Below are 22,682 nucleotides of genomic sequence, written 5' to 3'. Positions count from 1 at the left end.
TGTTTATGACCTGGGGCAAAATTTGATTTTAAGGGGAACCTCGAAATTTGTATGTTTAGCCCATGGAAGAAAGAAATTTCACAATCAGCTACCAGTCATTTCAGGGGCCGGAAGAATTAAATGAGCAGGATAGGGCATTGTGCTTAAAGGCGGTAGAAGCGTTAAAAACGTCTTATTCTCCTTATTCTGGATTTAAAGTGGGGACGGCTGTACAGTTAAAAGGTGGAAGTGTGGTACTGGGTAGTAACCAGGAGAATGTTGCTTATCCGTCCGGATTATGTGCGGAAAGGGTGGCATTATTTAAGATCGGTTCAGATGATCCGAATGCAGTGATTGAAAGTATGGCAATTACCGCAAAAACTGATAACTTTGTGATTGAAAAACCCGTGACTTGCTGCGGTGCCTGTTTACAGGTGATGGCAGAGTTTGAACAGAAACAAAAACAGGAAATTGAAGTCTTGTTTTATTGTATCAACGGGGAAATTTTAAAAGTTAAAGGGATAAAAAATCTGTTGCCTTTCGTATTTGTGGAATCGCGATTATCAGTATAATTCCTTTTGCTATTCGGGGTATCCCGTTTTAAAAAGCATGCGAATCTCATGGCTCATAAAGCTGGTTCTTAACAGGAACTGTTGGGAAATCGTTGCTTAAAATTTCGTTTTCAACCCTTATATTTACAGAATCCAATCCATTTTTGATGAGCGACGAAATAGAAAAAAACATAAACGAAGAAAGCAAACATACCGTAATTCCTATCAATGGACTTTATGAAAACTGGTTCCTCGATTATGCTTCTTATGTAATCCTAGATCGGGCTGTACCACACATTAACGACGGTTTGAAACCTGTTCAGCGACGTATTTTACACTCGTTGAAAGAGATGGACGATGGACGTTTCAATAAAGCAGCAAACGTTATCGGGAATACCATGAAGTATCACCCACACGGGGATGCTTCCATTGGTGATGCCATGGTGCAAATCGGACAAAAAGATCTGCTGATCGATTGTCAGGGTAACTGGGGAGACCCGATTACCGGTGATAGTGCCGCTGCCCCACGTTATATTGAAGCCCGTTTGTCTAAATTTGCCAATGAAGTGGTATTCAATGGTGATACTACAGTATGGCAGTTGAGTTATGATGGTCGTAACAATGAACCCGTAACTTTACCGGTAAAGTTTCCTTTGCTATTGGCACAAGGTGCAGAAGGTATTGCGGTTGGTTTAGCGACGAAAGTAATGCCCCACAATTTTATCGAATTGCTGGAAGCTTCCATAGAGGTTTTAAAAGGTCAACGCCCAAATATTTTACCTGATTTCTTTACCGGTGGGATGGCAGATTTCTCTGCTTATAACGAAGGTATGCGTGGTGGTAAGATAAGGGTAAGGGCTAAAATCACGGAAAAAGACAAGAAAACTTTAGTCATCACCGAGATTCCTTTCAGTACCACTACCGGTTCTGTAATTGATAGTATCCTTTCTGCAAATGATAAGGGAAAGATCAAAATCAAGAAGATTGAAGACAATACCGCCGCTCATGTGGAGATTGTAGTGCAGCTGGCGCCCGGAATTTCTCCGGATGTGACCATCGATGCATTGTATGCCTTCACTTCCTGCGAGGTATCTATTTCACCAAATACCTGTATCATTAAAGGAGATAAACCTCATTTCCTAAGTGTAAACGATATTCTGATCGAGAATACGAACAACACCAAGGCTTTACTGAAACTGGAATTAGAGATTAAATTGAATGAACTTCAAGAGAAGATTTTCTTCAGCTCATTGCTGAAAATCTTTATTCAGGAGGGAATGTATAAAAATGCAGCATACGAAAACTCGGCAAACTTTGATGGCGTAGTAGAGGTGTTGAACGGTTTGTTCGAACCATTTATGTCGCAATTGTACCGGGCAATCCTTCCGGAAGATTTCAAAAAGCTAATTGATAAACCAATGAGCAGCATCACGCGCTTCGATGTGAAGAAAGCGGATGATCAAATGAAAACACTGGCGGATGAGATCAAAGTGGTGAAAAACCATTTACGCCATTTAACGGATTATGCCATTGCCTGGTTCCAGAGGTTATTGGATAAATACGGTAAAGGAAGAGAAAGAAAAACAGAGATCCGTTTATTTGACAGGGTAGAAGCTTCGAAAGTAGCTTTGGCCAATGTGAAATTATACCTGAACAGAGAAGAAGGTTTTATTGGTACCGGACTTCGTAAAGATGAGTTTATCGCCGATTGTTCGGATATCGATGAAGTGATCGTATTCAGGGAAGATGGAAAATGTATCATCACTAAAGTAGCTGATAAGACATTTGTGGGTAAAGGAATCCTGCACGCACAGGTGTTTAAAAAGGGCGATGAACGGACGATTTATAACTTGATCTATAAAGATGGAGCGAGTGGGATTTCTTACGTAAAACGATTCGCAGTAGTCGGCATTACCCGTGATAAGGAATACGACCTGACTAAAGGAAGTAAAGGCTCTAAAGTTCTTTATTTCACGGCCAACCCTAATGGGGAAGCGGAAATCGTGACGGTTATGTTGAAGCCGCATACTAAATTAAAGAAACTGCAGTTCGACCTGGATTTCGCAGAAATTGCGATTAAAGGACGTGGCTCACAAGGAAATATTGTATCTAAATACCCAATCAAGAAGATCTTACTGAAAAGCAAAGGTGTGTCTACCTTAGCAGGATTGAAAATCTGGTATGATGAATTGTTGAGAAGATTGAATGTAGATGGCAGAGGCAAATATCTTGGTGAATTTGATGGAGACGATAAGATCCTTCAGGTGCATAAAGATGGCTGGTATGAGCTGAGTACCTTTGATTTGACGAACCATTTTGATGCAGACCTGATCCTGATTCAGAAGTTTGATCCTGAAAAACCGTTTACAGTAGTTCAGTATGAAGGTAAAGCGAAAAATCATTTTGTGAAGCGCTTTGTATTTGAACCGATCGGTGTAGGAAAGAAACTAAGTCTGATCTCAGAAGAAAACGGTTCTAAGTTCCTTTATTTAACCAGCAATCCTGAAGCTATGCTAAAGGTAGATGTGTTAAAAGGTAAAACACAGACACCGGAGACGCTGGAAATTCTGCTTTCTGAATTTATTGATGTGAAAGGAATCCGTGCAAATGGAAACCGTTTAACACAACATGATGTGCGACACATCGAAATCTTTAACCATGAAGAGGATGAGTTAGAAGAAGTAGGAAAAGTAGAGCAAAACACTGAAGAAGATGCTGGGGAAGAATCAGAAGATTCGGAATCAACAAATGAAGAAGCTACTGTTGTCGAAGACAGCGATGTAGATGATGATGACGAAAGTTCTGATGATGAAGCTGATTCTACAGATGAAGATGAGGATCCAATTCCACCTGTTCCAGAAAGTCCTGTACAAGATCCGGAAGTAGCAGAACAGCCTGAAGAGGCAATAGAAGCCACTGAAAGCGCCATAGAACCAGCCGTAAAAGAAACAAAAGGGAAAGTTAAGCAGGTTCTGGTGGAAGAACCGGCTCCAACGGAAGCTGTTGTGGAAAAGCTGTTGGTAAAAGAGGATAATGAGGACACTAATGTTGATAACTCTGTTGATAAGGCTGTGGAGAAGAAAGAAAAGGTAATCGTTAAGAAGCCTTTTAATACTACTAAGAAAGAGGTGATTAGTCCTGTTGTTGTTGATGTGGAAAAGCCAAAAGAGGTGATTTCAGCTCCGGTTGTGGAAAAAAGCGCTGAACTGGAGGGAAATACAAATACAGCAACTGAGGAAGCATTTTCGGCAACGCCAGTAGTAAAAGATAAACCTAAAAAGGCCTGGAGTACTTCAAAAGCAGATAAAGAGGCTGCTAAGAAGATCACCTTAGAGATTACCAATCCGGACCAACTGGATTTGTTTTAATGCTCTTGAGATAAAAAGAATACTTAAAATAGCAGGCATAAAAAATGGCCCCATAAAGCATTCACTTTTTGGGGCCATTTTTTATGCCTGCTAAAATAAAGCTAAGCCTTATTTTTGTCGCGCTTGCTGCATTGGGTTGCCACCTGTAGCGCTGCCTCTAGGCGCTTGTTGTTGCTTGAACAGCTCAAACCTTGAAGGTTGGGCTTTCCTTGGCCAGGAGTTATTGCTTTCGTCTATATCAGCAGTTTCGCGATAAGGGTCTAGTTGAACCGAGATGACTTCCTTGTCTTTTGCAAAAACCTTGGTCACCTGGTTTTCATTCTTTCTCCATATGTAAGCCGGAATGCGGTCTATTTCTTTACTGCCATCTTTGAAAGTCCATTCTATGATGATAGGCATCACCAAGCCACCTTCATTAGAGAATTCCAGCTCATAAAAGTTCTTTTTGCTTTCATAAAGCTTTTTCTCGTCATCAGTAAGTGAGCTATAGTATTTTTGGAATTGCTCATCTGCAGTTTTAGTCACCTCAAAACGATCAAACTTATTGTAGAAATCCAATAAGCTGGTGTCCTGTTCTACAGCAAACTTTATCCCTTCTTTTCTGTTGCGGGCCTTGCTGATGTTGTCATTGTTTTTATCATAGGATTTTTGATTTTCCTTATTTTCTATCTTTTGATCCTTGCTGTCTATACGGTAATAGCGAACCTCATTTAAGGCGATATCTACCGGGTCTGTTCCAAAGAACCAGCCTCTCCAAAACCAATCCAGATCAACTGCAGAAGCATCTTCCAGCGTGCGGAACAGATCAGCAGGGGTAGGGTGTTTGAAAGCCCATCTCTTCGCATATTCTTTAAAAGCATAATCGAACAGTTCTCTGCCCATTACGGTTTCTCTCAGTATGTTTAAAGCGGTTGCAGGTTTCGCATAAGCATTTGGGCCAAAGTTGATGATGTTTTCAGAATTCGTCATGATCGGTTCTAACTGATCTTTAGGCATCTTCATATAATCCACTATTTTATGTGCCGGACCACGCTGTGAAGGGTAATTGATGTCCCATTCCTGCTCTGCCAGATATTGACAGAAAGTATTCAATCCTTCATCCATCCATGACCATTGTCTTTCGTCAGAGTTGACAATCATCGGGAAAAAGTTGTGACCAACCTCATGAATGATCACACCAATCATTCCATACTTGGTTGATTCTGTATAAGTGCCGTCTTTTTCTGCACGACCATGGTTGAAACAGATCATTGGATATTCCATTCCATTTGCCGCTTCTACAGAAATGGCTACCGGATAAGGGTAAGGGATGGTGTGTTTTGAGTATACCTTTAAGGTATGGTCAATTACTTTCGTAGAATATTTACTGTAAATCGGGTAGGCTTCTGGTCCATAGTACGACATCGACATGATTTTCTTGCCGTTAATATGAGTGGCCATTGCATCCCATACCAATCTGCGGGAGGATACCCAGGCAAAATCTCTTACGTTTTCTGCAAGGTAGGTCCAGGTTTTGGTACCTGTAGCTTTTTTAGCTAAAGCTGCCTTCGCCTCTTGTAGGTCTACAATCTCTATTGGTGATTTGGCTGTTTGAGCAGCATTCCATCTTTTTAAACTGTTGCCGTTCAATACTTGTGCGTAGTTCTGACATTCGCCGGTGGCGCCCACTACGTGGTCTGCCGGGACAGTCATATTTACTTTATAGTTTCCAAATACCAGTGCAAACTCGCCTCTTCCTTCGAATTGCTTGTTTTGCCAACCCTGGTAATCTGAATAGACAGCCATTCTTGGAAACCATTGAGTGATCGTGAACAGGTAATTGTCGTCCTCTGGAAAGTATTCATAGCCACCTCTGCCATGAACGGTCATTCTGTTGGAAATGTTATAAGTCCAGGAGATGTTCAACTTGTACTTTCCTTTAGGTTGAAGTACCGCAGGAAGGTCGATTCTCATCATGGTATTGTTGATGGTATAAGGAAGGGATTTCCCTTTTTCATCAGTTACCTTAATGATTTTAACACCCAGGTCGTTCGGACTGTTGATGATGCCTGCCAGGTCTTCATAATTCATTTTATTGGAGACTTTACTGGTTTCTGTCAGCTTGTTGTCGCTGGTAGATTTATGTTCATTTTCATCCAGCTGTACCCATAAGTAACTCAATGGATCAGGGGAATTGTTATAATAAGTAATAGATTCCGAACCTTTTAGACGCAGGTTTTTTTCATCTAGTTCAGCATTGATTTCATAATCTGCGCGTTGTTGCCAATATGCTGGCCCAGGGGCACCTGAAGCGGAGCGGTAAATATTAGGATCTGTGATGATGGTTCCCAATTGCTCAAACTTGTTGCCGTGATTAGATCCTGGATTGTTCAGGTATTGTGCCGAACCATGGAAACTGATGAAGAGTAAAGAAAGGAAGAGTAGATTTCTTTTCATTTGATGATTATGTGGTGTGGGTAGTTTGTACAAGGTGTTGTTTTTTCATTTAAAAGGCAGCAGCATATCTTTCAGCAGCCATGATAAAGGATATCCCAAATATAGCGGATGAAACAAAGAAATTCCAGTCCCAGCGTTTAATTTTAAAGACGCCAGTCAGTATAGCGGAAAATATAAGGATACCGACTACAATGATCACTTGTCCGAATTCTAATCCAAGGTTAAAAGCTAAAAGCTCAGGAACGATATTGTTGCTTTTGCCGAGTAGACTCCTTAGATAATTGGAGAATCCCAATCCATGGATCAAGCCAAAAAATAAAGCCAGGAAGTATTTTAAATAGGTTCCTCCTTTTTTAGGTCTTTTATTAAGAATATTACCCGCAGCAGTAATCAGAATGGTTACCGGAATTAAAAATTCGATCAGCGGGGTGTGGATATTGATTAGTTTAAAAACGCTTAAAGCGAGGGTAATGCTGTGACCTACAGTGAATGCGGTAACTAAGATCAGGACTTTTTTCCAGTCGCTGAGGGCGTAGGTTACGCAGAGTACTACTACAAAAAGGATATGATCGTATCCTTGCCAGTCTAAAATGTGTTGCCAGCCTAACTGGAAATAAAGCCAAAAATCTTGCATTGTTAATTGAATTCGTAATTTTGAATTAATTATACAAACATTTTTCTAATTTCGGTTCATTCCGGGCACCTATGTTACATATTCTACTGATTTATCTGCTTCCTATCTTTCATCCTTTTTATGTAAGTGTGACGGAGGTTACGCAAGATCCGAAGTCAAAAACGGTACAAGTAAGTGTGCGTGTTTTCTTTGATGATTTTGAAAAAGCACTGGATCGTCAGTATAAAGAAAAGGTAAATATTCTTAAGCCGGTAGACCGTAAAAAGGTGGATTTGTTAATTGCGGACTACCTCAAAAAACATTTGCAACTGAAGGTCAACCAACAGCTTGTTGTGTATAAATATCTGGGTTATGAAATCGAAGAAGATGCGGCATGGTGTTATTTTGAAACTGCCCCTTTACCAGCCATAAAGAACATCGAAATTAAAAATGATGTGCTATTTGCAGAACATGAATCGCAATCCAATATGATCCATGTAACGGTGAATGGGAAAAGAAAAAGCACCAAACTTGATAATCCTAAGAATACTGCAAGCCTGGCATTTTAAATTCAGGAATGATCCTTTTCTTCTTCTCCTGAACCGCTTAGATTTCTCTTTCTCCTGTATGCAGAAAGGATAGGAAGCAGCATCTTTGGATTTACATGTTAATTAACTGCAGGTTAATTAATGCAGGCGCCATACACGCTCGTTTTCTTTCTTTACTATTGTTTTGACAGAGTTCTGCTTTTGTTTTGCTTGCGCAAAACTGGAGCAAAAGAAAAGCAAAAGAAGAGCAAAACAAGAGCAAAACAGATAGCGTATTTTGGCCTCTTTTTGTGGCCCTGAAATCCGGCAGAATTGCCTGTATTTTACGGTTTTTTTTGAGCGAAAATTTCGGACTTACCCTTAATTTTATTTGAATTTCTTCAAAATTCACCTGGAAAAATAAGTTTCTAATATAGCGTATTTTGTTAAGGATGGTGACATTGTTTAAGGAAAGGTCATGCAGGAAATAGTTGATCGGAGATTGCGGCATAAAAAAAGAGGTCTTTACAGACCTCTTTTAAGAATATTTAGAATAGCAGCGCTATTATTGGTACTGAATATAAAGCGGTACTGGTTTCAGTTTTAATAACTCTTCAGGTGTCATCAGTCTGTTTGGTGCTTTCTTCAAATCATTTTTATAGAATAATTTAAAACCTGTAAACTGAACTGGTTCAGGGAAGATAAAGTGACGGTATGTTCCTTTTTTAAGTTCTGGCTCGCCCCATCCATCCATGTGCATTACCACTTGAACCTCTGGACGAAGTTTAATATTTTGGTAATTGGTCACCATTTTACGGGTGAAACGGTGTACTACAAATACTTTAGGAGGAAGGTTGTGTGTTTTAACTAGTTTAGCCAGGTAATCTGTGCAGTAGTTGATATCTGCTGCATCATAAGTACCGATTCTTTTTCCTGGTTTGCTACCATCTTTCATTGAGAACTCAGGATCAATCCCTAAATGCACTTGTGGCATTTGCAGATATTTCTCTAATCTTGGCAATTCCTTTTGAATCGTGCTTAAGCCTACTTGTATATCTAAGAATACAATCGCATTTTGCATTTTAGCGATTTTCAACACAGAGTCGATTTGTTTATCACCCATGCGGTTGATGTACATTCCGTCTTTTCCTGGCGTACCGCTTGCTACTGAAGCAATGTAGTGTACACCCGCTTGAACAGGCGTACTTGGGTCTGCCTTTTCCCAGTGTTTAATTTCTTTGTTTAATCGGCTCCACATTTCTTTAGGTGCATATTCTCCTAACGCACCCATCTTTTTAGAGTGAAGGTTTCCGTAATAAACTACGATACGTTTAAATGGTAAAATTGCACCTGCCAATGGATATGGTCCTTTTTTAACCGGCCATCTACCTGTAGTGTCACCATTGGCCATCTTAGCCATCAATGCATTATATTTTGCAGTATCCACTGGTTCACGTACGCTACCTACCTCCGGTTCCGGAGTGGCTACTGTATCGCCAGCGGCAGTAACTGTTTTTGTCTTGTCGTTCGTTTTCTTTGCGTCAGAAGTACAACTGATGAATACACCTAGCGATGCCATTCCAATCAATACTCTTCCTGCTAATTGAGGTATTTTCATATAATAGGTAATTGTTTTTTAAAGATAAATATTGTTACAAGTATACCAACTTTAAAGTAAGAAAAAAGCAGTTTAATAGAACAGTATGCTTCTGTTTACTGTCTTTGTTAGAATTATTCTAAATAATATTTGGAATAATTCTAAATAAGTCCTTATACTTGCATCACTATTTGAAATCATTCTAAATAATTAAACAATGAGACAATTGCTGTTGCTGCTTATTTTGCTATTTATTTCCGTAATCACGGCTAATGCACAGGAAAAAGGTGGATTTATCTCAGGAACTGTAAATACAGCAGAGGGCAGGCCGGCAGCAAACGTGCTGGTATTCATCAAAGGACAAAAAAGCATTACTTATACTAACGATAAAGGGGCTTTTAAAATTTTTGCAGCCGAGGGACCACAAATCTTGATTTTTCAATCGGTTACTAAAAAGCAAATAGAAACACCGCTACAGGTAGTCAGCAATCAACATCAGGAACTACCAGCGATCAGATTAAAGGAAAATGCCTACGAATTAAATGAGGTAGTCATCACCGGACAATATGAGCCGCAATCTTTAAGAAATTCAGTTTATAATGTACGAACCATCAGCGCTGAAATGATCCGCCTTCGGGGGGCAACAGAGCTGAAAAACATTTTAAATACGGAATTGGGCATTCGTTTTTCTACCGATAGACCTACCGGGATCACTAGTCCGGAGTTGATGGGGGTATCTGGTGCGGGAATTAAAATTTTACTGGATGGGGTTCCAATGATGGATCGCGGAACAGGAAAAGAGAGCCTCGGACAAATTGATGTGAATACCGTTGAACGTATAGAAATTGTAGAAGGGCCGATGTCTGTGATTTATGGTACCGATGCGATGGCAGGGGTGATCAATATCATTACTAAAAGAGGTGGTCAGGATCAGTTTTCTGTAACGGTAAGGGCTCAGGAAGAGAGTGCAGGAAAAGAATATGATGCCTTTAGTGGCAAAGGAATACATAATGAATTTATTGGGTTGAACTGGCAGAAAAAAGGATGGCAGCTTGCTGCTTCCGGGAGTCGTAATAATTTTGGCGGATGGCAGGGTCTTAAAACCGGTCGCGAGCAAGAATGGTTGCCAAAAGACCAATGGCTGACTTCGGCTACTGCCGGATATAAAAACGGAAAATTCGATATCTGGTACCGATTTAATGGTGCGGATGAAAGTTTAAAACTATTAGGCCCAATCAGCAATTCACCTAGAGTATCAGATAAAGAGTATATTTCTAAGCGCTGGTTCCACCAATTGCAAGGATCAGTATATGTAAATGATCAGCTGAGCATTGATGCCGCAGCAGCTTATACTGATTATAGTCGCCGAACATTATCTACAGATTTGGAACTGGCTACAGGAAAAGAAACGCTATCTACAGAATTAGGGGCACAAGACCTGGATGAACTCGGAACGATATTTTTTAGAAGTACTGTTCAATATAAAATATTACCGGAACTGAGCTTACAGCCAGGAATTGAATTCAATCGCAACTCCGGACAGGGGCAGCGAATCAGTGGGTCACCAGTGATCAATGATTATTCATTTTTCCTGTCTACACAATGGCAGTTGAATGATGCGATTCAATTGAAACCAGGTTTTAGGCTGACTAAAAATTCGGTTTATTCGGCACCGCCAATCATTCCATCCCTACATACTAAAATTAAGCTGAATAAAGATCTTGACCTTCGTTTGTCGTATGCCAGGGGCTTTAGAGCTCCAATGTTAAGGGAGCTGTATTTTTATTACAAAGATACCAACCATGACATTGCAGGTAACCTGGATTTGAAAGCTGAATATTCTAATAGCTTTCACGGATCTCTTGCCTGGGCGGTAAAAACAAGTCCTGATTTACGCTTCAATACCATATTAAGCGGTTTTTTTAATGACTATAAAAACAAGATTGATTTAGGTCTGGTGGAAGGTACGACGAATGTAAATACCTACCTCAACATCGCTAAAAATAAAACTACAGGTGGGGAGTGGAACAATACCCTATACTGGAAAGGTTTACAGGCAAGTGTAGGATTCGCTTATATCGGTCAGTATAATATGTATTCTGAAGATAAAGAAACACTAGGTGACACGCCAAAATTTGTATGGACACCGGAATTGAATTCCAATATTTCTTATCTGGTTCCGAAAATCAACACGAATGTGAGCTTGTTCTACAAATTCACAGGAGAGAAATCAGCCTATATCCTGACGAATGGTAGCCAGGGCACTACAGCAAGATTGAGCAAAGTGGCCGCTTATCACATGGCAGACATGACCTTAAACAAAACCATTAACAAATATTTAAGCATCAATGCTGGCGTAAGAAACCTATTAGATGTAACGAGGGTACGTATTTCCGGCGAAGAAGCCGGTGCGCATACCAATGATGGCAATAGCCCTATGGGCTATGGAAGATCTTATTTCCTGGGATTAACCATGAATTGGGCTAAAAAGTAATCAATTATAAAATCAAAATATTATGAAAAAAGTTTTCCATTTCCTTTTAATGATTTCGCTAATGGCGACGGCTGTTTCCTGCAAAAAGTCGGATCCGCCAATGCCAGACAATACCATCAATTTTGAAGCTGCAAAGCAAGGTCTTGAGGCGGCATCAACAGAAGCGGTATTGAAAATAAACTTAGCGAGAGCAGCAGATGCTGCAGTAGCGGTAACAGTTAATCTTCAGGGAACTGGCTTAACTTACGGAACAGAATATACTACCGAACCTGCTGCAACAGCAAATGCAATTACATTGAGCATTCCAGCTGGAGCAACCAGTGTTTCATTTAAAGTGAAAAAGGTTGCCAATGCAGTGATCAATGGTACAGAAAGCATCGCTTTTAACATTAGCGCTGCCGGAAGTCCGATTGTAATGGGTAGCACGTTAAAAACAGAATTGAGTTTTTCTTCAATTACTTCTGAAGGCTCGCAGCTAACACTAAAAGGAATTTTTGCTGCTGAAGCTGGAAGTAGTGCATTGAATACGGTGTATGTAGATTTAAGCAGTAACTCCACTGTCAATGTAAAGAGAGATAGTTGGGTACTTGGTTTCTCTTCAGGAACAGATTTCAGAGTAAGATTGAACAATACCAATGGAACATCGGCAATTAAACTTGCTGGTAAAACAGATTTAAATACGGTAACTACAGCGGATGTGGTACTGGACGACCTGGCTATTGCTTTAGGTGTTTCGGAATCTGCTACTGACCATCCTTTTGTAAATATTGACAACGTGAATGGTGATGTAAGCAAGGATGTGATTGCCAGTGTTTCTGCTACTGATGCAGACAATAAAGTATTTATTGTGAATCCTTCGGGAGGTAGCCATACTTCAGTATTGTCTTTAGACAACTTATTGAAAATTCGTATCCTGAGAAAAGGAACGGGTTATACTTTACAGTATGCTAAATTAAAAGAAACAACTTTCAAAACTATCGACCTGGTTAAGGATGCAGCAAACAACTATGTGTTTGTCAACTTTAACGATGTGGCAACTGTAGTGAATGTGGAGCCTGCAAAAGCGAAATGGGATCTGGTATGGACCTGGTCTATTTACTATGGTGCAGCAGGCGGAACGACTTATCCTTATGGATTCTCCGACATTGTTTTTGTGAATAATCTAGGTGGTACGCAGGTGGCACAAGTGGCTACAACCACGGTTTCTTTTGCAAACTTTAATGAGAGTAATATTGCTGCAACAGTTTTCAAAGCAGATCGTAATGTAATTGGTTCAGACTGGCGTTCTACTAGTCCGGCAACAGGAGTAAAATCGGATCGTTTTTATGTAGTTAAAGATGGTTCAGGAAATGTATATAAACTGAGATTTATTTCAATGGGTGCTGGTGATGGCGGTAAACGCGGTGAGCCGGTGATTGAGTATGTACTCGTTAAGAAGGGCTAAAATTTGGTTAGTTTAGGTTGTAGGAAGCTTCCGGTGGATGCCGGAAGCTCATCCTTTTTTCCCTCCTTCTGATTTTAAAAAAAGAGATATGAAATATAAAATAATGATTTTGTTATGCGGGGTAATGGCACTAGGGGCCTGTAATTCCAATGCAGACAAAAATAAACAGGATCAATCGCTGGACAGTATCAAAATTGTTTCCCTTAATGGAACGATTTCTGAGATTGTTGCCGGTCTTGGCCTGGAGAAAAATATTGTAGGGACAGATATCACCAGCAATTACCCGGAGAGCCTGAAAAGCAAGCCTAAATTAGGACACAACCGGAGAATTAATGCAGAAGGTGTGTTATCCCTACAACCAAATATCGTTGTCGGTTTGGCGAAAGAAATGAGTCCACAACTGGCTACGCAATTTAAAGCAGCAGGGATCCGCTTGATTCTTTTCGATCAGGAGTTTACTGCGGAGGGAACGAAAAAGCTGATTCATGCGGTGGCAGATAGCCTTCAGTATACTGCTAAAGCAGACTCTTTGTCGAAAGCTTTCGAAACACAATTGGCAGCGGCACAAGCCCATGTTAATAATGTTAAAAAACCTAAAGTACTGTTCATTTATGCACGTGGTACAGGAACAATGATGGTGGGTGGTACAGGTACCCCAGTAGAAAAGGTAATTGAAATGGCGGGTGGCATTAATGCCATCACTGAATTTGAAGAATATAAACCTCTTACCTCTGAAGCGTTGGTGAAAGCAAACCCTGATGTGTTGCTGTTATTTGATGACGGATTGGAAAGTTTAGGTGGGATTCCCGGTTTATTAGAGGTGCAGGGTGTAGCCCAAACCAATGCAGGGAAAAATAAAAGAGTGGTGACCATGCCTGGCGAAATGCTGACCAGTTTTGGTCCGCGATTAGGGCAGGCGGTAACTTCATTAGCAGAAAAGATAAAGTGATCAAAAAAACAGGATATATCCTTTTAAGTTTAACCATCGTTTTGATTTTAACGATGGTTATTTCATCTTGTGTGGGGGCGGTGCCCATCAGTTTTTCGGAACTGATGTCCATCATTGCCTATCAGACCGGTTTATCTGGGGAACAGAATTTTGCCACTCAGCAGGCGGCGGTATTTTTAAACCTGCGTTTGCCGAGGGTGGTATTGGGCGTTTTGATTGGAGCAGCATTAGGGATTTCCGGTGCAGCCATTCAGGGGCTTTTCAGAAACCCATTGGCTGAGCCTGGATTGATCGGTATTTCTTCAGGAGCCACTTTATTTGCGGTTGTAATGATTGTTTTAGAAACTAAAATATTTAAGCAATTAACGGGACTTCTAGGATTTTACGCGTTGTCGGTGGCCGCATTTATTGGGGCTGCGTTAACCACTATGTTGGTTTATCGCATTGCGATGAGAAATGGAAAAACCATCATCACTACTTTATTGCTGGCTGGGATAGCGATTAATGCATTGGCCGGTGCTTTTACCGGACTCTTAACTTATATGGCTACGGACGCGCAACTCCGCAACATTACTTTCTGGAGTTTAGGAAGTTTAGGTGGGGCAAGCTGGCCAACGGTGACTGCTTTATTGCCTTTTGTATTGATTCCGGTGATTGGCTTGCCTTTTTTGTCTAAATCTCTAAATGCATTGGCATTGGGTGAAGCTCAGGCGATGCACATGGGGATAAACGTGAAGGTGGTAAAATTGTTGGTGATTGGTTTGGCTACGATGGCTGTTGGTGCTTCAGTAGCAGTGGCAGGGATTATCGCCTTTATTGGACTGATTATTCCGCATATTTTAAGGATGATGTTTACTGCTGATCATCGTTTGGTTATTCCGGGTTCGGCATTGCTGGGCGCAGCTTTGTTAACCCTGGCAGATTTAATTGCAAGAACAGTAGTGGCGCCGGCAGAATTGCCAATTGGTATTTTAACAGCCATGATTGGTGCGCCTGTGTTTATTTATATCATCATTACGGAAAGAAATAAAACTAACTCATAAATGATCAAGGTAAGAGAATTGAGTTTTAAGGTAGGAGAGAAGAAACTATTGGATAACCTGAGCTTTGACGCCCATAAGGGAGAGTTACTGGCGATATTAGGTGCCAATGGTGCAGGGAAAAGCACGTTGATGAAATTGCTTTGTCGCGAGCTGCGCCCTTCTACTGGAACGATTGCGATCAATGATAAAGCATTGAATGCTTATCGTCTGGATGATCTGGCAAAAACAAGAGCAGTATTGTCGCAACACAATACGCTGTCTGTTTCTTTTCTGGTGAATGAGCTGGTGCTGATGGGGAGGTATCCTCATTTTAAACAAAAACCTACTGAAGAAGATTTTAAGATTGTCCGCGAGGCGATGGAAGAAACGGGGATTACGCACCTGGCATCCAGAGATTACAACACGCTTTCTGGTGGGGAGCAGCAAAGGGTACAGCTGGCAAGGGTGATCGCACAGATTTACGACAGTCCGAATGCTTGTTTATTTTTAGATGAACCCACCAATGGATTGGATTTACTCTACCAGCAACAGATTATGGAGCTGGCCAGGAAACTGGCAGACCGCGGGTATTGCGTGGTTTGTATCCTCCATGATATTAATTTTGCCTCCCGTTTTGCAGACCGCATCATGATGCTGAAGCAGGGGAAAAAGGTGGCCGAAGGCTTACCAATAGAAGTGATCAATTGTGAAAATATACACGAAACCTTCAGTATAAAAGTAAAACTGATGGAATGTGAAGGTTATAACTGTCCGCTGGTAGTACCAGCAACGATATTAAAGTAAGAATTATGGAAAAGACATTAGATTTAAAACAGCAATGGGAAGCTTTCAAAGTAGAGCAGCCTAAACTTAGAATCAGAGATGCAGCCAGAGCACTAGGTACTGCAGAAGCAGCATTGATTGCCACTACGGTAGGAGATACGGCCATTCGTTTAAAGGATGAGTTTCCAGAAATCCTGCAAGGAGTAGAGGCTTTAGGAAAAGTAATGGCTTTAACGCGTAATGACAATTGCGTTCATGAGCGTAAGGGCGTATATAAGAAAGTAACTTTCCGTGGATCCATGGGACTTGCGGTGAATCCTGATATTGACCTGAGGTTGTTCATGAGCCAATGGGCATCCGGCTTTGCCGTAAATGAAAACAATAGGAAAAGTCTGCAGTTCTTCGGAAAAGATGGAGAGGCTGTACATAAAGTTTACCTGACGGAGGATAGCGATGAATCTGCTTACGAAGCTTTAGTGGCTAAATATACTGCAGCAGATCAGAAAGTGCCATTAGAGATGGTTGTGGCTAAACCTGCGACTGAGGAAGTTCCGGATGCAGCAGTGGAGGTAGATAGCTTCCAGAAAGCCTGGTTGGCATTAGAAGATACGCATGATTTCCATGGTCTATTGAAAACTTTTGGTTTAAGTAGAACTCAGGCACTTCGTTTGGCCCCTGAAGGTCATGCCTTCTCTATTACCTTGGATTCATTGAAAGCGATATTGCATAAAGCTTCTGAAACGGATCTGCAGATCATGGTATTTACGAGTAGTGCAGGTTGTATTCAGATCCACACTGGATTGGTGAAAAAATTAGTAGAAACAGGACCTTGGTTTAATGTACTTGATCCGGACTTTAACCTGCATTTGAGAATGGATGCGATTGCCTCCATTTGGTTGGTTAAAAAACCTACAAAAGATGGCATTGTAACCAGTATAGAGGTTTTTGATGATAAAGGCGAGATTATCGTTCAGTTTTTTGGAAAGCGTAAACCAGGCATTCCAGAAGATGAAAACTGGAGATTTATTGCAAATGAATTAGCTGTAGTTAGCTAAAGAACTATCCCCTCCTAATTAGGTTGCTTGGGTTTAGGTGTGTTTAAAGCGTCGGATTAGGCCCCGACGCTTTGTTTTTTTATAGCTGATGTGTTATTTGCCGAAATGATTGAACTTTCCGAATACACCCAATGGCAATTTAATGCCAGAAGTAGCTTGTAAGAACAATTCTCCAGTCTCCAGGTTTTGAACCTGTGGGAAGGAAGTCTTGATCAGGTTTTCTACAATCACAGAAGAGAATCCTAAAGAGTAAGTGTTTAAGATTAAGAAGTGTTCTTCTTCATCCAATAATTGCACTACATCTTGCATCATTTCCTGAATATGGTCTTCCAGTTTCCATTTTTCGCCATTTGGTCCATGACCAAAAGCTGGTGGATCTAAAATGATACCATTGTATTTTTTACCGCGTTTAAGTTCTCTTTTTACGAACTTCAAGGCATCTTCTACTACCCATCGTACATCTTTAAGGTTAGAAAGTTCCTGGTTTTCGTTGGCCCAGTTGACTACCTGTTTGATAGAATCTACGTGAGTGGTGTCTGCACCTGCCGCTTTCGCGATCAGTGATGCGGCGCCGGTATAAGCAAAAAGATTAAGTACTTTCGGTACTGGTGTTTTAAACTTTTTAACGCAGGAAGAGATGTAGTCCCAGTTTACAGCCTGCTCAGGAAATACACCAACGTGTTTGAAGGAAGTTAAACCTAAACGTAGGTTGATGCTTACTTCATCGTTTTTGTAGTTCACATTCCAGCGGTCTGGCAGGTGTGCAGAGCTTTTCGTCCATTCGCCGGTAGTTGCCGAGCGACCTTTGAATCTGATATGGGTTAATTTTTTCCATTCTTGTTCAGACATCATCTTTTTCCATACAGCCTGAGGTTCAGGTCTGCATAAAATCAGGTTTCCAAAGCGTTCTAATTTTTCAAAATCACCACAATCAATCAACTCGTAATCTTTCCAGTGTGTGGGTGTTAACAGGCTTATCATAAAAATATGGGTATTAAAATTTGTCTTTTGCAGCTTTCATAAAACGGCTGGCAAACACAAAATCATTTAGTTCTTGAATGTCAGTATGGGCGATCTCTTTGTTGGATCCTTCCCAGAATTTTTTTCCTTCGTGTAAGAATAGGATGTAATCTCCAATTCCCATTACGGAGTTCATATCGTGGGTAACCACAACAGTAGTTGTATTGTATTCTTCGGTAAGTTCTTTGATCAGCTCATCGATTACGATGGATGTTTTGGGATCTAAACCAGAGTTTGGCTCATCTACGAACAGGTATTTAGGGTTCATAGCGATGGCACGGGCGATACCCACCCGTTTTTTCATCCCTCCGGAAAGTTCCGCAGGAAATAAGGCGTTTTTACCAACCAGGTTTACTCTTTCCAGACAGAAGTTTACGCGATCCAGTTTTTCAGAACGAGGCTGGTCGGTGAACATATTCAAAGGAAACATAATGTTTTCTTCTACCGTCATCGAGTCAAAAAGTGCGGAGCCCTGAAAGAGCATGCCGATTTCTTTTCTAATCTCAATCTTTTCCTCAAAGTTCATGCTGGTGAACTCACGTCCATCATATTCTACACTTCCTTTTTCAGGATGGTGTAAACCAATCATACACTTTAATAAGGTGGTTTTTCCGGAACCGGAACCCCCAATGATCAGGTTGGTTACTCCGGGTTTGAATGTGGCCGAAATCCCTTTTAGAACATCATTGCTGCCGAATGATTTGTAAATATCTTTGATTTCGATCATAGTAATAACTGGGTTACGATGTAATCACATGCCAGAATGGTAATACAACTTACTACTACCGCTCTGGTACTTGCCTGAGCTACTTCCAATGCGCCGCCTTTAACATAAAACCCTTCATAAGCAGGAACCGAGGTAATGATAAAGCCAAATACAAAAGCTTTAACCAGGGCTACTACAATGGTATATGGGTTGAAGTCGGTCGTGATACCTTGAATATATTCAGCTGCAGAAACTGCTCCTGATAAAGTACCACCAATAAATCCACCACCAATACTCAATACCATAGAAATGATCACCAACAGGGGAACCATTGTGATTCCGGCAAGTATTTTTGGTAAGATCAGGTATCCTGGAGAGTTGATGCCCATAATTTCTAAAGCATCGATTTGCTCACTTACACGCATGGTACCAATCTCTGAAGAGATGGCAGAGCCGATTTTTCCTGCCAATACAATTGCGGTAATCGTTGGACTTAATTCCAGAATACTGGAGTCTCTGTTTACAGAACCGATAATGGTTTTAGGAATGAAATCGCTTACTAATTGGAAGGCAATCTGCAAGGTCATTACCGCACCAATAAAGGTAGAAATGATAGAAATCAGACCGAGTGAACCTACGCCGATAAAGTCCATTTGCTTGAAAATGGCCTTCATATATATGCTTAACTTCTCAGGCTTTCTGAATACGGCCTTTAATAAGAGTATGTATCTGCCAAAATTGGTGAAATTCATTTAATGAAAAATTAGCTATGGTAATAATGCAATATTACTACAAAGAAACAACAAAAATTGTTGGGTCATTGCTTTATTTATTAAATAAATATTTCGTTTACTGCTCGTTTAGTGCCGGTTTAAGTATCGATATGGCTATATACTATAGGGCATTTTATGTAATATTGCTGACAAATTTAGAGGAGATGAATGCTGTAATTACAGGAGCTACCAAGGGAATTGGAAGAGCCATTGCCATTAAACTGGCCGAAAGTGGGTATAACGTTGCGATCTGCGCAAGGAATGCCGTTGAATTAGAGGCTTTTAAAACAGAGTTGAGTGTTAGCGGTCTTTCTGTTTTTACTTATGTTGCGGATCTGGAACAAAAAGAAGAGGTCCTTGCTTTTTGTAATGCGGTGACTGGATCCTTCGCCAGGATCGATGTTTTAGTGAACAATGCAGGGGTGTTTTTGCCAGGATCAATGTTCGATGAAGCGGATGAGGCCTTTGAGAAACAGTTGAATTTGAACCTGTTGGCTCCTTATTATCTTTCTAAATACTTCGGTAAAATCATGCGTAATCAGCAATCAGGGCATATTTTCAATATATGCTCCATAGCAAGTAAAGAAATCGTACCAAATGCTGGTGGTTATAGTGTAACTAAATCAGCCTTGCTTAGTCTTAATGATGTATGCCGGGAGGAGTTATCGAAATACAATGTTAAAGTGACCGCAATTTTGCCAGGTTCCACCTTAACGTCTTCATGGGAAGGGACAGAAATCCCTGCGGAGCGTTTTGTACAACCAGAAGATATTGCCAATACAATTCACACTATTTTAAATTTAAGTACCGGTGTAAATGTTGATGAAGTAACCTTAAAACCGTTACAGTTTTAAAGAAAAAAATAAATAAGAAAAGGAGGATATAATTATGGACAAGCGATTATTTAGAAATGAACACGATAAAGTTTTAGCAGGTGTTTCCTCTGGGATTGCGGAGTATATGGAGGTGGATGTAACTATTATCAGATTATTGTTTGTGCTTTCAACTATATTTTTGGTGGGTACAGGAGTACTGGTTTATATAGTGATGTGGATTGTTGTTCCAGTAAATAACGACCCGACATTGAGGTTCTCCAAATTCAACGATTTTTTCAAAGGGCAACAGAATAACCCCTTTGGTACGCCAGGGAGTTTTTCTCAACCAGCATCACCGGCTCAGCCAAAAACAGCGCCATCTGATTCCTGGAGTAACTGGAATGCATCTACTAAGGCTGAAGATCCATTTCAAGCTGCGCCTAATATGGATGAGTTTAACAAACCATTTCCTAAAGCAAATAATGAAACCGGTAGGACGGTAGGTGGTTTATTTCTGCTTGTAATCGGGATTTACTTCCTGATGAATGAGTTTAATATCATTCCATTCTGGTTCAGCCTGCATAAATTATGGCCATTGGTATTTGTTGCGATCGGCGCGAGTTTCATTATGAAAGGCAAGAATAAAACGGCCTGGGACAAATGGAAAGAACAGCAGGGCGATGGTTTTGGTCCAAACCCAGCTAACCCGGTAAACCCGGTTCCGCCAACAGCACCTACAGATGCCCCGGTATCTCCGGTAAGCCCATTGCCAAATGATGCGGCTCAGCCTACAGACAGTTCAACACCTGATGGAGAAGGGACTGTACCACCTGCAGACGACAGGTTTACGAAACGTGATTAATTAAAGGAATAGCTATTTATAATATAAATCTATACAGATGAAGACAGATAGAATAATGTGGGGTATTGTGCTGTTGTTTATCGGCGGCGTATTACTGTTAGAAAACTTTCATTTCATTGAATTTTACTGGCGCAACGTAATCCGTTTTTGGCCAATCTTTCTGATTATTGCAGGTATAAACATCCTATTTAGCAGGAGCAAATCGCAGGTAGGTGGCATGGTTTCCATCGGTGTTTTGGTGATCACTTTATCGATGTTGTTTGTTAAAGGACAACAGAGACCTGAGAACAGAAACAATTGGTTCGGAGACACGCTGAATGAAGAAATGAATACCGACTCAAATAACTCGAATGATAAGGATTATGATGAACTGAATTTCTCTGAACCTTATCAGGATACATTGAGTAAAACGGTGCAACTGAATATCTCTGGTGGAGGAACTTCATTTGAGCTAAAAGGAGAAACGGATAGCTTGTTACAAGCCCATGTAGAACGAAAAGCTGGAGAATTTAGCCTAACTAAAAGCACGACTGATAGCGCTACTGTGGTTAATTTTAAAATGAAAGGTAAGTCTGGCTGGTCGATGAATGAGGGTGGTAATGATGTAGACTTTCATTTGAATAAAAATCCGGAATGGAATGTCCAGATGAATGTAGGAGCAGGTGAAGTAGATTTCGATTTTAGTGACTATAAAGTACGTACATTCAGTTTTGATGGTGGTGCTGCGGCATTAGACATTAAATTGGGTAGCAAGTTGCCGATCACTGATGTGAATGTAAAAACAGGGATTGCTGATGTAAAAATCAATATCCCTACAGAATCTGGTTGCAGAATAAAAACCAAAACCGGACTTTCTGCGAAAGATTTCACTGGATTTACAAAAATGAAAGACGGAACGTATGAGACGCCGAATTACAGTACTTCAACCAACAAGATTTTTATTAATTTTGATGGTGGACTGAGTAATTTTGAAGTAACGCGTTACTAAGGAATGGTTCGCCATTTTATGGAGCGCAGATTAATATATTAAAGCATGGAAAACGGGGTTAGCCCAAAATATACCGTTGTGATCAATGGAAAACCAACGGGACCTTATCCCTTAGAAGTGTTGAAGACCTTAACGATCCTCCCGGGAACATTTGTTCGAAAGCCCGGAATGGACGATTATAAAGAAGCTCATGAGTTCCCGGAACTGCGTGAGCTTCTTGGTTTTACTTACCTCAAAACCGCACCCCAGTATTTTGCTTCTTTCGACCAGAGGTTGCTGGCCAGCGTAATTGATTATTTCATCATCACTATAGGCTATGCAGTGCTGATTCTGCTAACCTTCATTTTCATTTCTGAAAAAACAGAACGGATTGGAGCAATCGTAATTGGCCTTCCATTGATTCCTCTGGCTAAATTTTTCTATAGTAGTATTGCAGAAGCAGGCCTTAAACAGGCAACAATTGGTAAAGCTTTGCTGAATATCCGGGTAACGGATATGGAAGGCAATCGGATTGGTCTGGGGAACTCTTTTGGCAGAAATGCTGCTAAAATCTTATCGACACTTCCGGTATTCTTTGGTTACCTGTATAGTTTCCTCAACCGGAAACAACAATGCTTTCATGACCTGATTGCAGAGACGCTTGTGATCAAGGATAGACTGATTTAACCAACATAATCTTTATCTTTGTCTCATATTTACA

Annotated in this window: 19 protein-coding genes; 13 read left to right on the top strand and 6 right to left on the bottom strand. The window is 40.6% G+C overall.

Annotated features, from left to right (window positions below):
• Positions 1–62 precede the first annotated feature (62 nt).
• Entirely contained in the window at positions 63–551 is a 489-nt protein-coding gene (locus tag R2S10_RS10935; protein ID WP_316840481.1) for a cytidine deaminase, read from the top strand.
• Between the two features lie 146 nt (positions 552–697).
• Entirely contained in the window at positions 698–3,898 is a 3,201-nt protein-coding gene (locus R2S10_RS10930) for a DNA gyrase/topoisomerase IV subunit A (protein WP_410478967.1), read from the top strand.
• 108 nt (positions 3,899–4,006) lie between these two features.
• Here R2S10_RS10930 and R2S10_RS10925 read toward each other — a convergent pair whose 3' ends face one another.
• Positions 4,007–6,334, bottom strand: a complete 2,328-nt coding sequence (locus tag R2S10_RS10925; protein WP_316840480.1) for a M1 family metallopeptidase — start codon at positions 6,332–6,334, stop codon at positions 4,007–4,009.
• 49 nt (positions 6,335–6,383) lie between these two features.
• Positions 6,384–6,968: a HupE/UreJ family protein gene (locus R2S10_RS10920; protein ID WP_316840479.1), complete on the bottom strand. Its 585-nt coding sequence runs from the start codon at positions 6,966–6,968 to the stop codon at positions 6,384–6,386.
• Positions 6,969–7,039: 71 nt separating this feature from the next.
• Here R2S10_RS10920 and R2S10_RS10915 point away from each other — a divergent pair, with 71 nt between their 5' ends.
• Positions 7,040–7,516 carry a DUF6702 family protein gene (locus tag R2S10_RS10915; RefSeq protein WP_316840478.1) on the top strand — a complete coding sequence of 159 codons (477 nt, stop codon included), beginning with the start codon at positions 7,040–7,042 and terminating at the stop codon, positions 7,514–7,516.
• Positions 7,517–8,039: 523 nt separating this feature from the next.
• On the opposite strand, the gene R2S10_RS10910 is transcribed toward R2S10_RS10915, so the two are convergent.
• Complete coding sequence (locus tag R2S10_RS10910) at positions 8,040–9,092, bottom strand: hypothetical protein (RefSeq protein ID WP_316840477.1); 1,053 nt, start codon at positions 9,090–9,092, stop codon at positions 8,040–8,042.
• A gap of 196 nt (positions 9,093–9,288) precedes the next feature.
• On the opposite strand from R2S10_RS10910, the gene R2S10_RS10905 reads away from it, so the two are divergent.
• The 6 genes from R2S10_RS10905 (at position 9,289) to R2S10_RS10880 (ending at position 16,818) form a co-directional block, all read left to right on the top strand.
• Positions 9,289–11,565 carry a TonB-dependent receptor gene (locus R2S10_RS10905; RefSeq protein ID WP_316840476.1) on the top strand — a complete coding sequence of 759 codons (2,277 nt, stop codon included), beginning with the start codon at positions 9,289–9,291 and terminating at the stop codon, positions 11,563–11,565.
• A gap of 22 nt (positions 11,566–11,587) precedes the next feature.
• Entirely contained in the window at positions 11,588–13,009 is a 1,422-nt protein-coding gene (locus tag R2S10_RS10900; RefSeq protein WP_316840475.1) for an HmuY family protein, read from the top strand.
• A gap of 88 nt (positions 13,010–13,097) precedes the next feature.
• Positions 13,098–13,958, top strand: a complete 861-nt coding sequence (locus R2S10_RS10895) for a hemin ABC transporter substrate-binding protein (protein ID WP_316840474.1) — start codon at positions 13,098–13,100, stop codon at positions 13,956–13,958.
• A gap of 53 nt (positions 13,959–14,011) precedes the next feature.
• Positions 14,012–15,001 carry an iron ABC transporter permease gene (locus R2S10_RS10890; protein WP_316840473.1) on the top strand — a complete coding sequence of 330 codons (990 nt, stop codon included), beginning with the start codon at positions 14,012–14,014 and terminating at the stop codon, positions 14,999–15,001.
• The gene (locus R2S10_RS10885; protein WP_316840472.1) at positions 15,002–15,784 is read left to right on the top strand and encodes a heme ABC transporter ATP-binding protein; all 783 of its coding nucleotides are present in this window, start codon (positions 15,002–15,004) and stop codon (positions 15,782–15,784) included.
• Positions 15,785–15,789: 5 nt separating this feature from the next.
• Positions 15,790–16,818, top strand: coding sequence for a hemin-degrading factor (locus R2S10_RS10880; protein WP_316840471.1), 1,029 nt, complete (start codon positions 15,790–15,792; stop codon positions 16,816–16,818).
• A 93-nt stretch (positions 16,819–16,911) separates the two neighbouring features.
• On the opposite strand, the gene R2S10_RS10875 is transcribed toward R2S10_RS10880, so the two are convergent.
• Genes R2S10_RS10875 through R2S10_RS10865 form a run of 3 tightly spaced genes read right to left on the bottom strand, consistent with a single transcriptional unit; the run spans position 16,912 to position 19,296 of the window.
• Complete coding sequence (locus R2S10_RS10875) at positions 16,912–17,799, bottom strand: class I SAM-dependent methyltransferase (RefSeq protein ID WP_316840470.1); 888 nt, start codon at positions 17,797–17,799, stop codon at positions 16,912–16,914.
• A 13-nt stretch (positions 17,800–17,812) separates the two neighbouring features.
• Positions 17,813–18,565: an ABC transporter ATP-binding protein gene (locus R2S10_RS10870; protein WP_316840469.1), complete on the bottom strand. Its 753-nt coding sequence runs from the start codon at positions 18,563–18,565 to the stop codon at positions 17,813–17,815.
• Entirely contained in the window at positions 18,562–19,296 is a 735-nt protein-coding gene (locus R2S10_RS10865; RefSeq protein ID WP_062547023.1) for an MlaE family ABC transporter permease, read from the bottom strand. Before R2S10_RS10865 ends, R2S10_RS10870 begins: the two co-directional genes overlap by 4 nt.
• A gap of 185 nt (positions 19,297–19,481) precedes the next feature.
• Here R2S10_RS10865 and R2S10_RS10860 point away from each other — a divergent pair, with 185 nt between their 5' ends.
• The 4 genes from R2S10_RS10860 to R2S10_RS10845 are packed head-to-tail and all read left to right on the top strand — an operon-like array spanning position 19,482 to position 22,648.
• The gene (locus R2S10_RS10860; protein ID WP_316840468.1) at positions 19,482–20,171 is read left to right on the top strand and encodes an SDR family oxidoreductase; all 690 of its coding nucleotides are present in this window, start codon (positions 19,482–19,484) and stop codon (positions 20,169–20,171) included.
• Positions 20,172–20,205: 34 nt separating this feature from the next.
• Positions 20,206–20,994 (top strand): PspC domain-containing protein, encoded by a 789-nt coding sequence (locus R2S10_RS10855; RefSeq protein WP_316840467.1) that lies wholly within the window; start codon positions 20,206–20,208, stop codon positions 20,992–20,994.
• A gap of 37 nt (positions 20,995–21,031) precedes the next feature.
• On the top strand, positions 21,032–21,982 hold the full coding sequence (locus R2S10_RS10850) for a LiaF transmembrane domain-containing protein (RefSeq protein WP_316840466.1): 951 nt from the start codon (positions 21,032–21,034) through the stop codon (positions 21,980–21,982).
• 45 nt (positions 21,983–22,027) lie between these two features.
• A complete protein-coding gene (locus tag R2S10_RS10845; protein ID WP_316840465.1) occupies positions 22,028–22,648 on the top strand; it encodes an RDD family protein in 621 nt (206 codons plus the stop codon).
• Positions 22,649–22,682 lie beyond the last annotated feature (34 nt).

This window comes from Pedobacter gandavensis, assembly GCF_032678745.1.
In the GTDB taxonomy this organism is placed as follows: Bacteria; Bacteroidota; Bacteroidia; order Sphingobacteriales; family Sphingobacteriaceae; genus Pedobacter; species Pedobacter gandavensis_C.
The sequence above is the reverse complement of the archived record's forward strand: the minus strand, read 5'-3'. Positions and strand labels throughout refer to the sequence as shown.

Excerpts from the sequence above, each read along its gene's own strand:
- R2S10_RS10860 (WP_316840468.1), top strand. The coding sequence starts at position 19,482 with ATGAATGCTGTAATTACAGGAGCTACCAAGGGAATTGGAAGAGCCATT.
- R2S10_RS10890 (WP_316840473.1), top strand. The coding sequence starts at position 14,012 with ATGGTTATTTCATCTTGTGTGGGGGCGGTGCCCATCAGTTTTTCGGAA.
- R2S10_RS10900 (WP_316840475.1), top strand. The coding sequence starts at position 11,588 with ATGAAAAAAGTTTTCCATTTCCTTTTAATGATTTCGCTAATGGCGACG.
- R2S10_RS10915 (WP_316840478.1), top strand. The coding sequence starts at position 7,040 with ATGTTACATATTCTACTGATTTATCTGCTTCCTATCTTTCATCCTTTT.
- R2S10_RS10905 (WP_316840476.1), top strand. The coding sequence starts at position 9,289 with ATGAGACAATTGCTGTTGCTGCTTATTTTGCTATTTATTTCCGTAATC.
- R2S10_RS10875 (WP_316840470.1), bottom strand. The coding sequence starts at position 17,799 with ATGATAAGCCTGTTAACACCCACACACTGGAAAGATTACGAGTTGATT.
- R2S10_RS10910 (WP_316840477.1), bottom strand. The coding sequence starts at position 9,092 with ATGAAAATACCTCAATTAGCAGGAAGAGTATTGATTGGAATGGCATCG.
- R2S10_RS10935 (WP_316840481.1), top strand. The coding sequence starts at position 63 with ATGGAAGAAAGAAATTTCACAATCAGCTACCAGTCATTTCAGGGGCCG.
- R2S10_RS10895 (WP_316840474.1), top strand. The coding sequence starts at position 13,098 with ATGAAATATAAAATAATGATTTTGTTATGCGGGGTAATGGCACTAGGG.
- R2S10_RS10870 (WP_316840469.1), bottom strand. The coding sequence starts at position 18,565 with ATGATCGAAATCAAAGATATTTACAAATCATTCGGCAGCAATGATGTT.
- R2S10_RS10925 (WP_316840480.1), bottom strand. The coding sequence starts at position 6,334 with ATGAAAAGAAATCTACTCTTCCTTTCTTTACTCTTCATCAGTTTCCAT.
- R2S10_RS10930 (WP_410478967.1), top strand. The coding sequence starts at position 698 with ATGAGCGACGAAATAGAAAAAAACATAAACGAAGAAAGCAAACATACC.
- R2S10_RS10850 (WP_316840466.1), top strand. The coding sequence starts at position 21,032 with ATGAAGACAGATAGAATAATGTGGGGTATTGTGCTGTTGTTTATCGGC.
- R2S10_RS10855 (WP_316840467.1), top strand. The coding sequence starts at position 20,206 with ATGGACAAGCGATTATTTAGAAATGAACACGATAAAGTTTTAGCAGGT.
- R2S10_RS10920 (WP_316840479.1), bottom strand. The coding sequence starts at position 6,968 with ATGCAAGATTTTTGGCTTTATTTCCAGTTAGGCTGGCAACACATTTTA.
- R2S10_RS10845 (WP_316840465.1), top strand. The coding sequence starts at position 22,028 with ATGGAAAACGGGGTTAGCCCAAAATATACCGTTGTGATCAATGGAAAA.
- R2S10_RS10885 (WP_316840472.1), top strand. The coding sequence starts at position 15,002 with ATGATCAAGGTAAGAGAATTGAGTTTTAAGGTAGGAGAGAAGAAACTA.
- R2S10_RS10880 (WP_316840471.1), top strand. The coding sequence starts at position 15,790 with ATGGAAAAGACATTAGATTTAAAACAGCAATGGGAAGCTTTCAAAGTA.
- R2S10_RS10865 (WP_062547023.1), bottom strand. The coding sequence starts at position 19,296 with ATGAATTTCACCAATTTTGGCAGATACATACTCTTATTAAAGGCCGTA.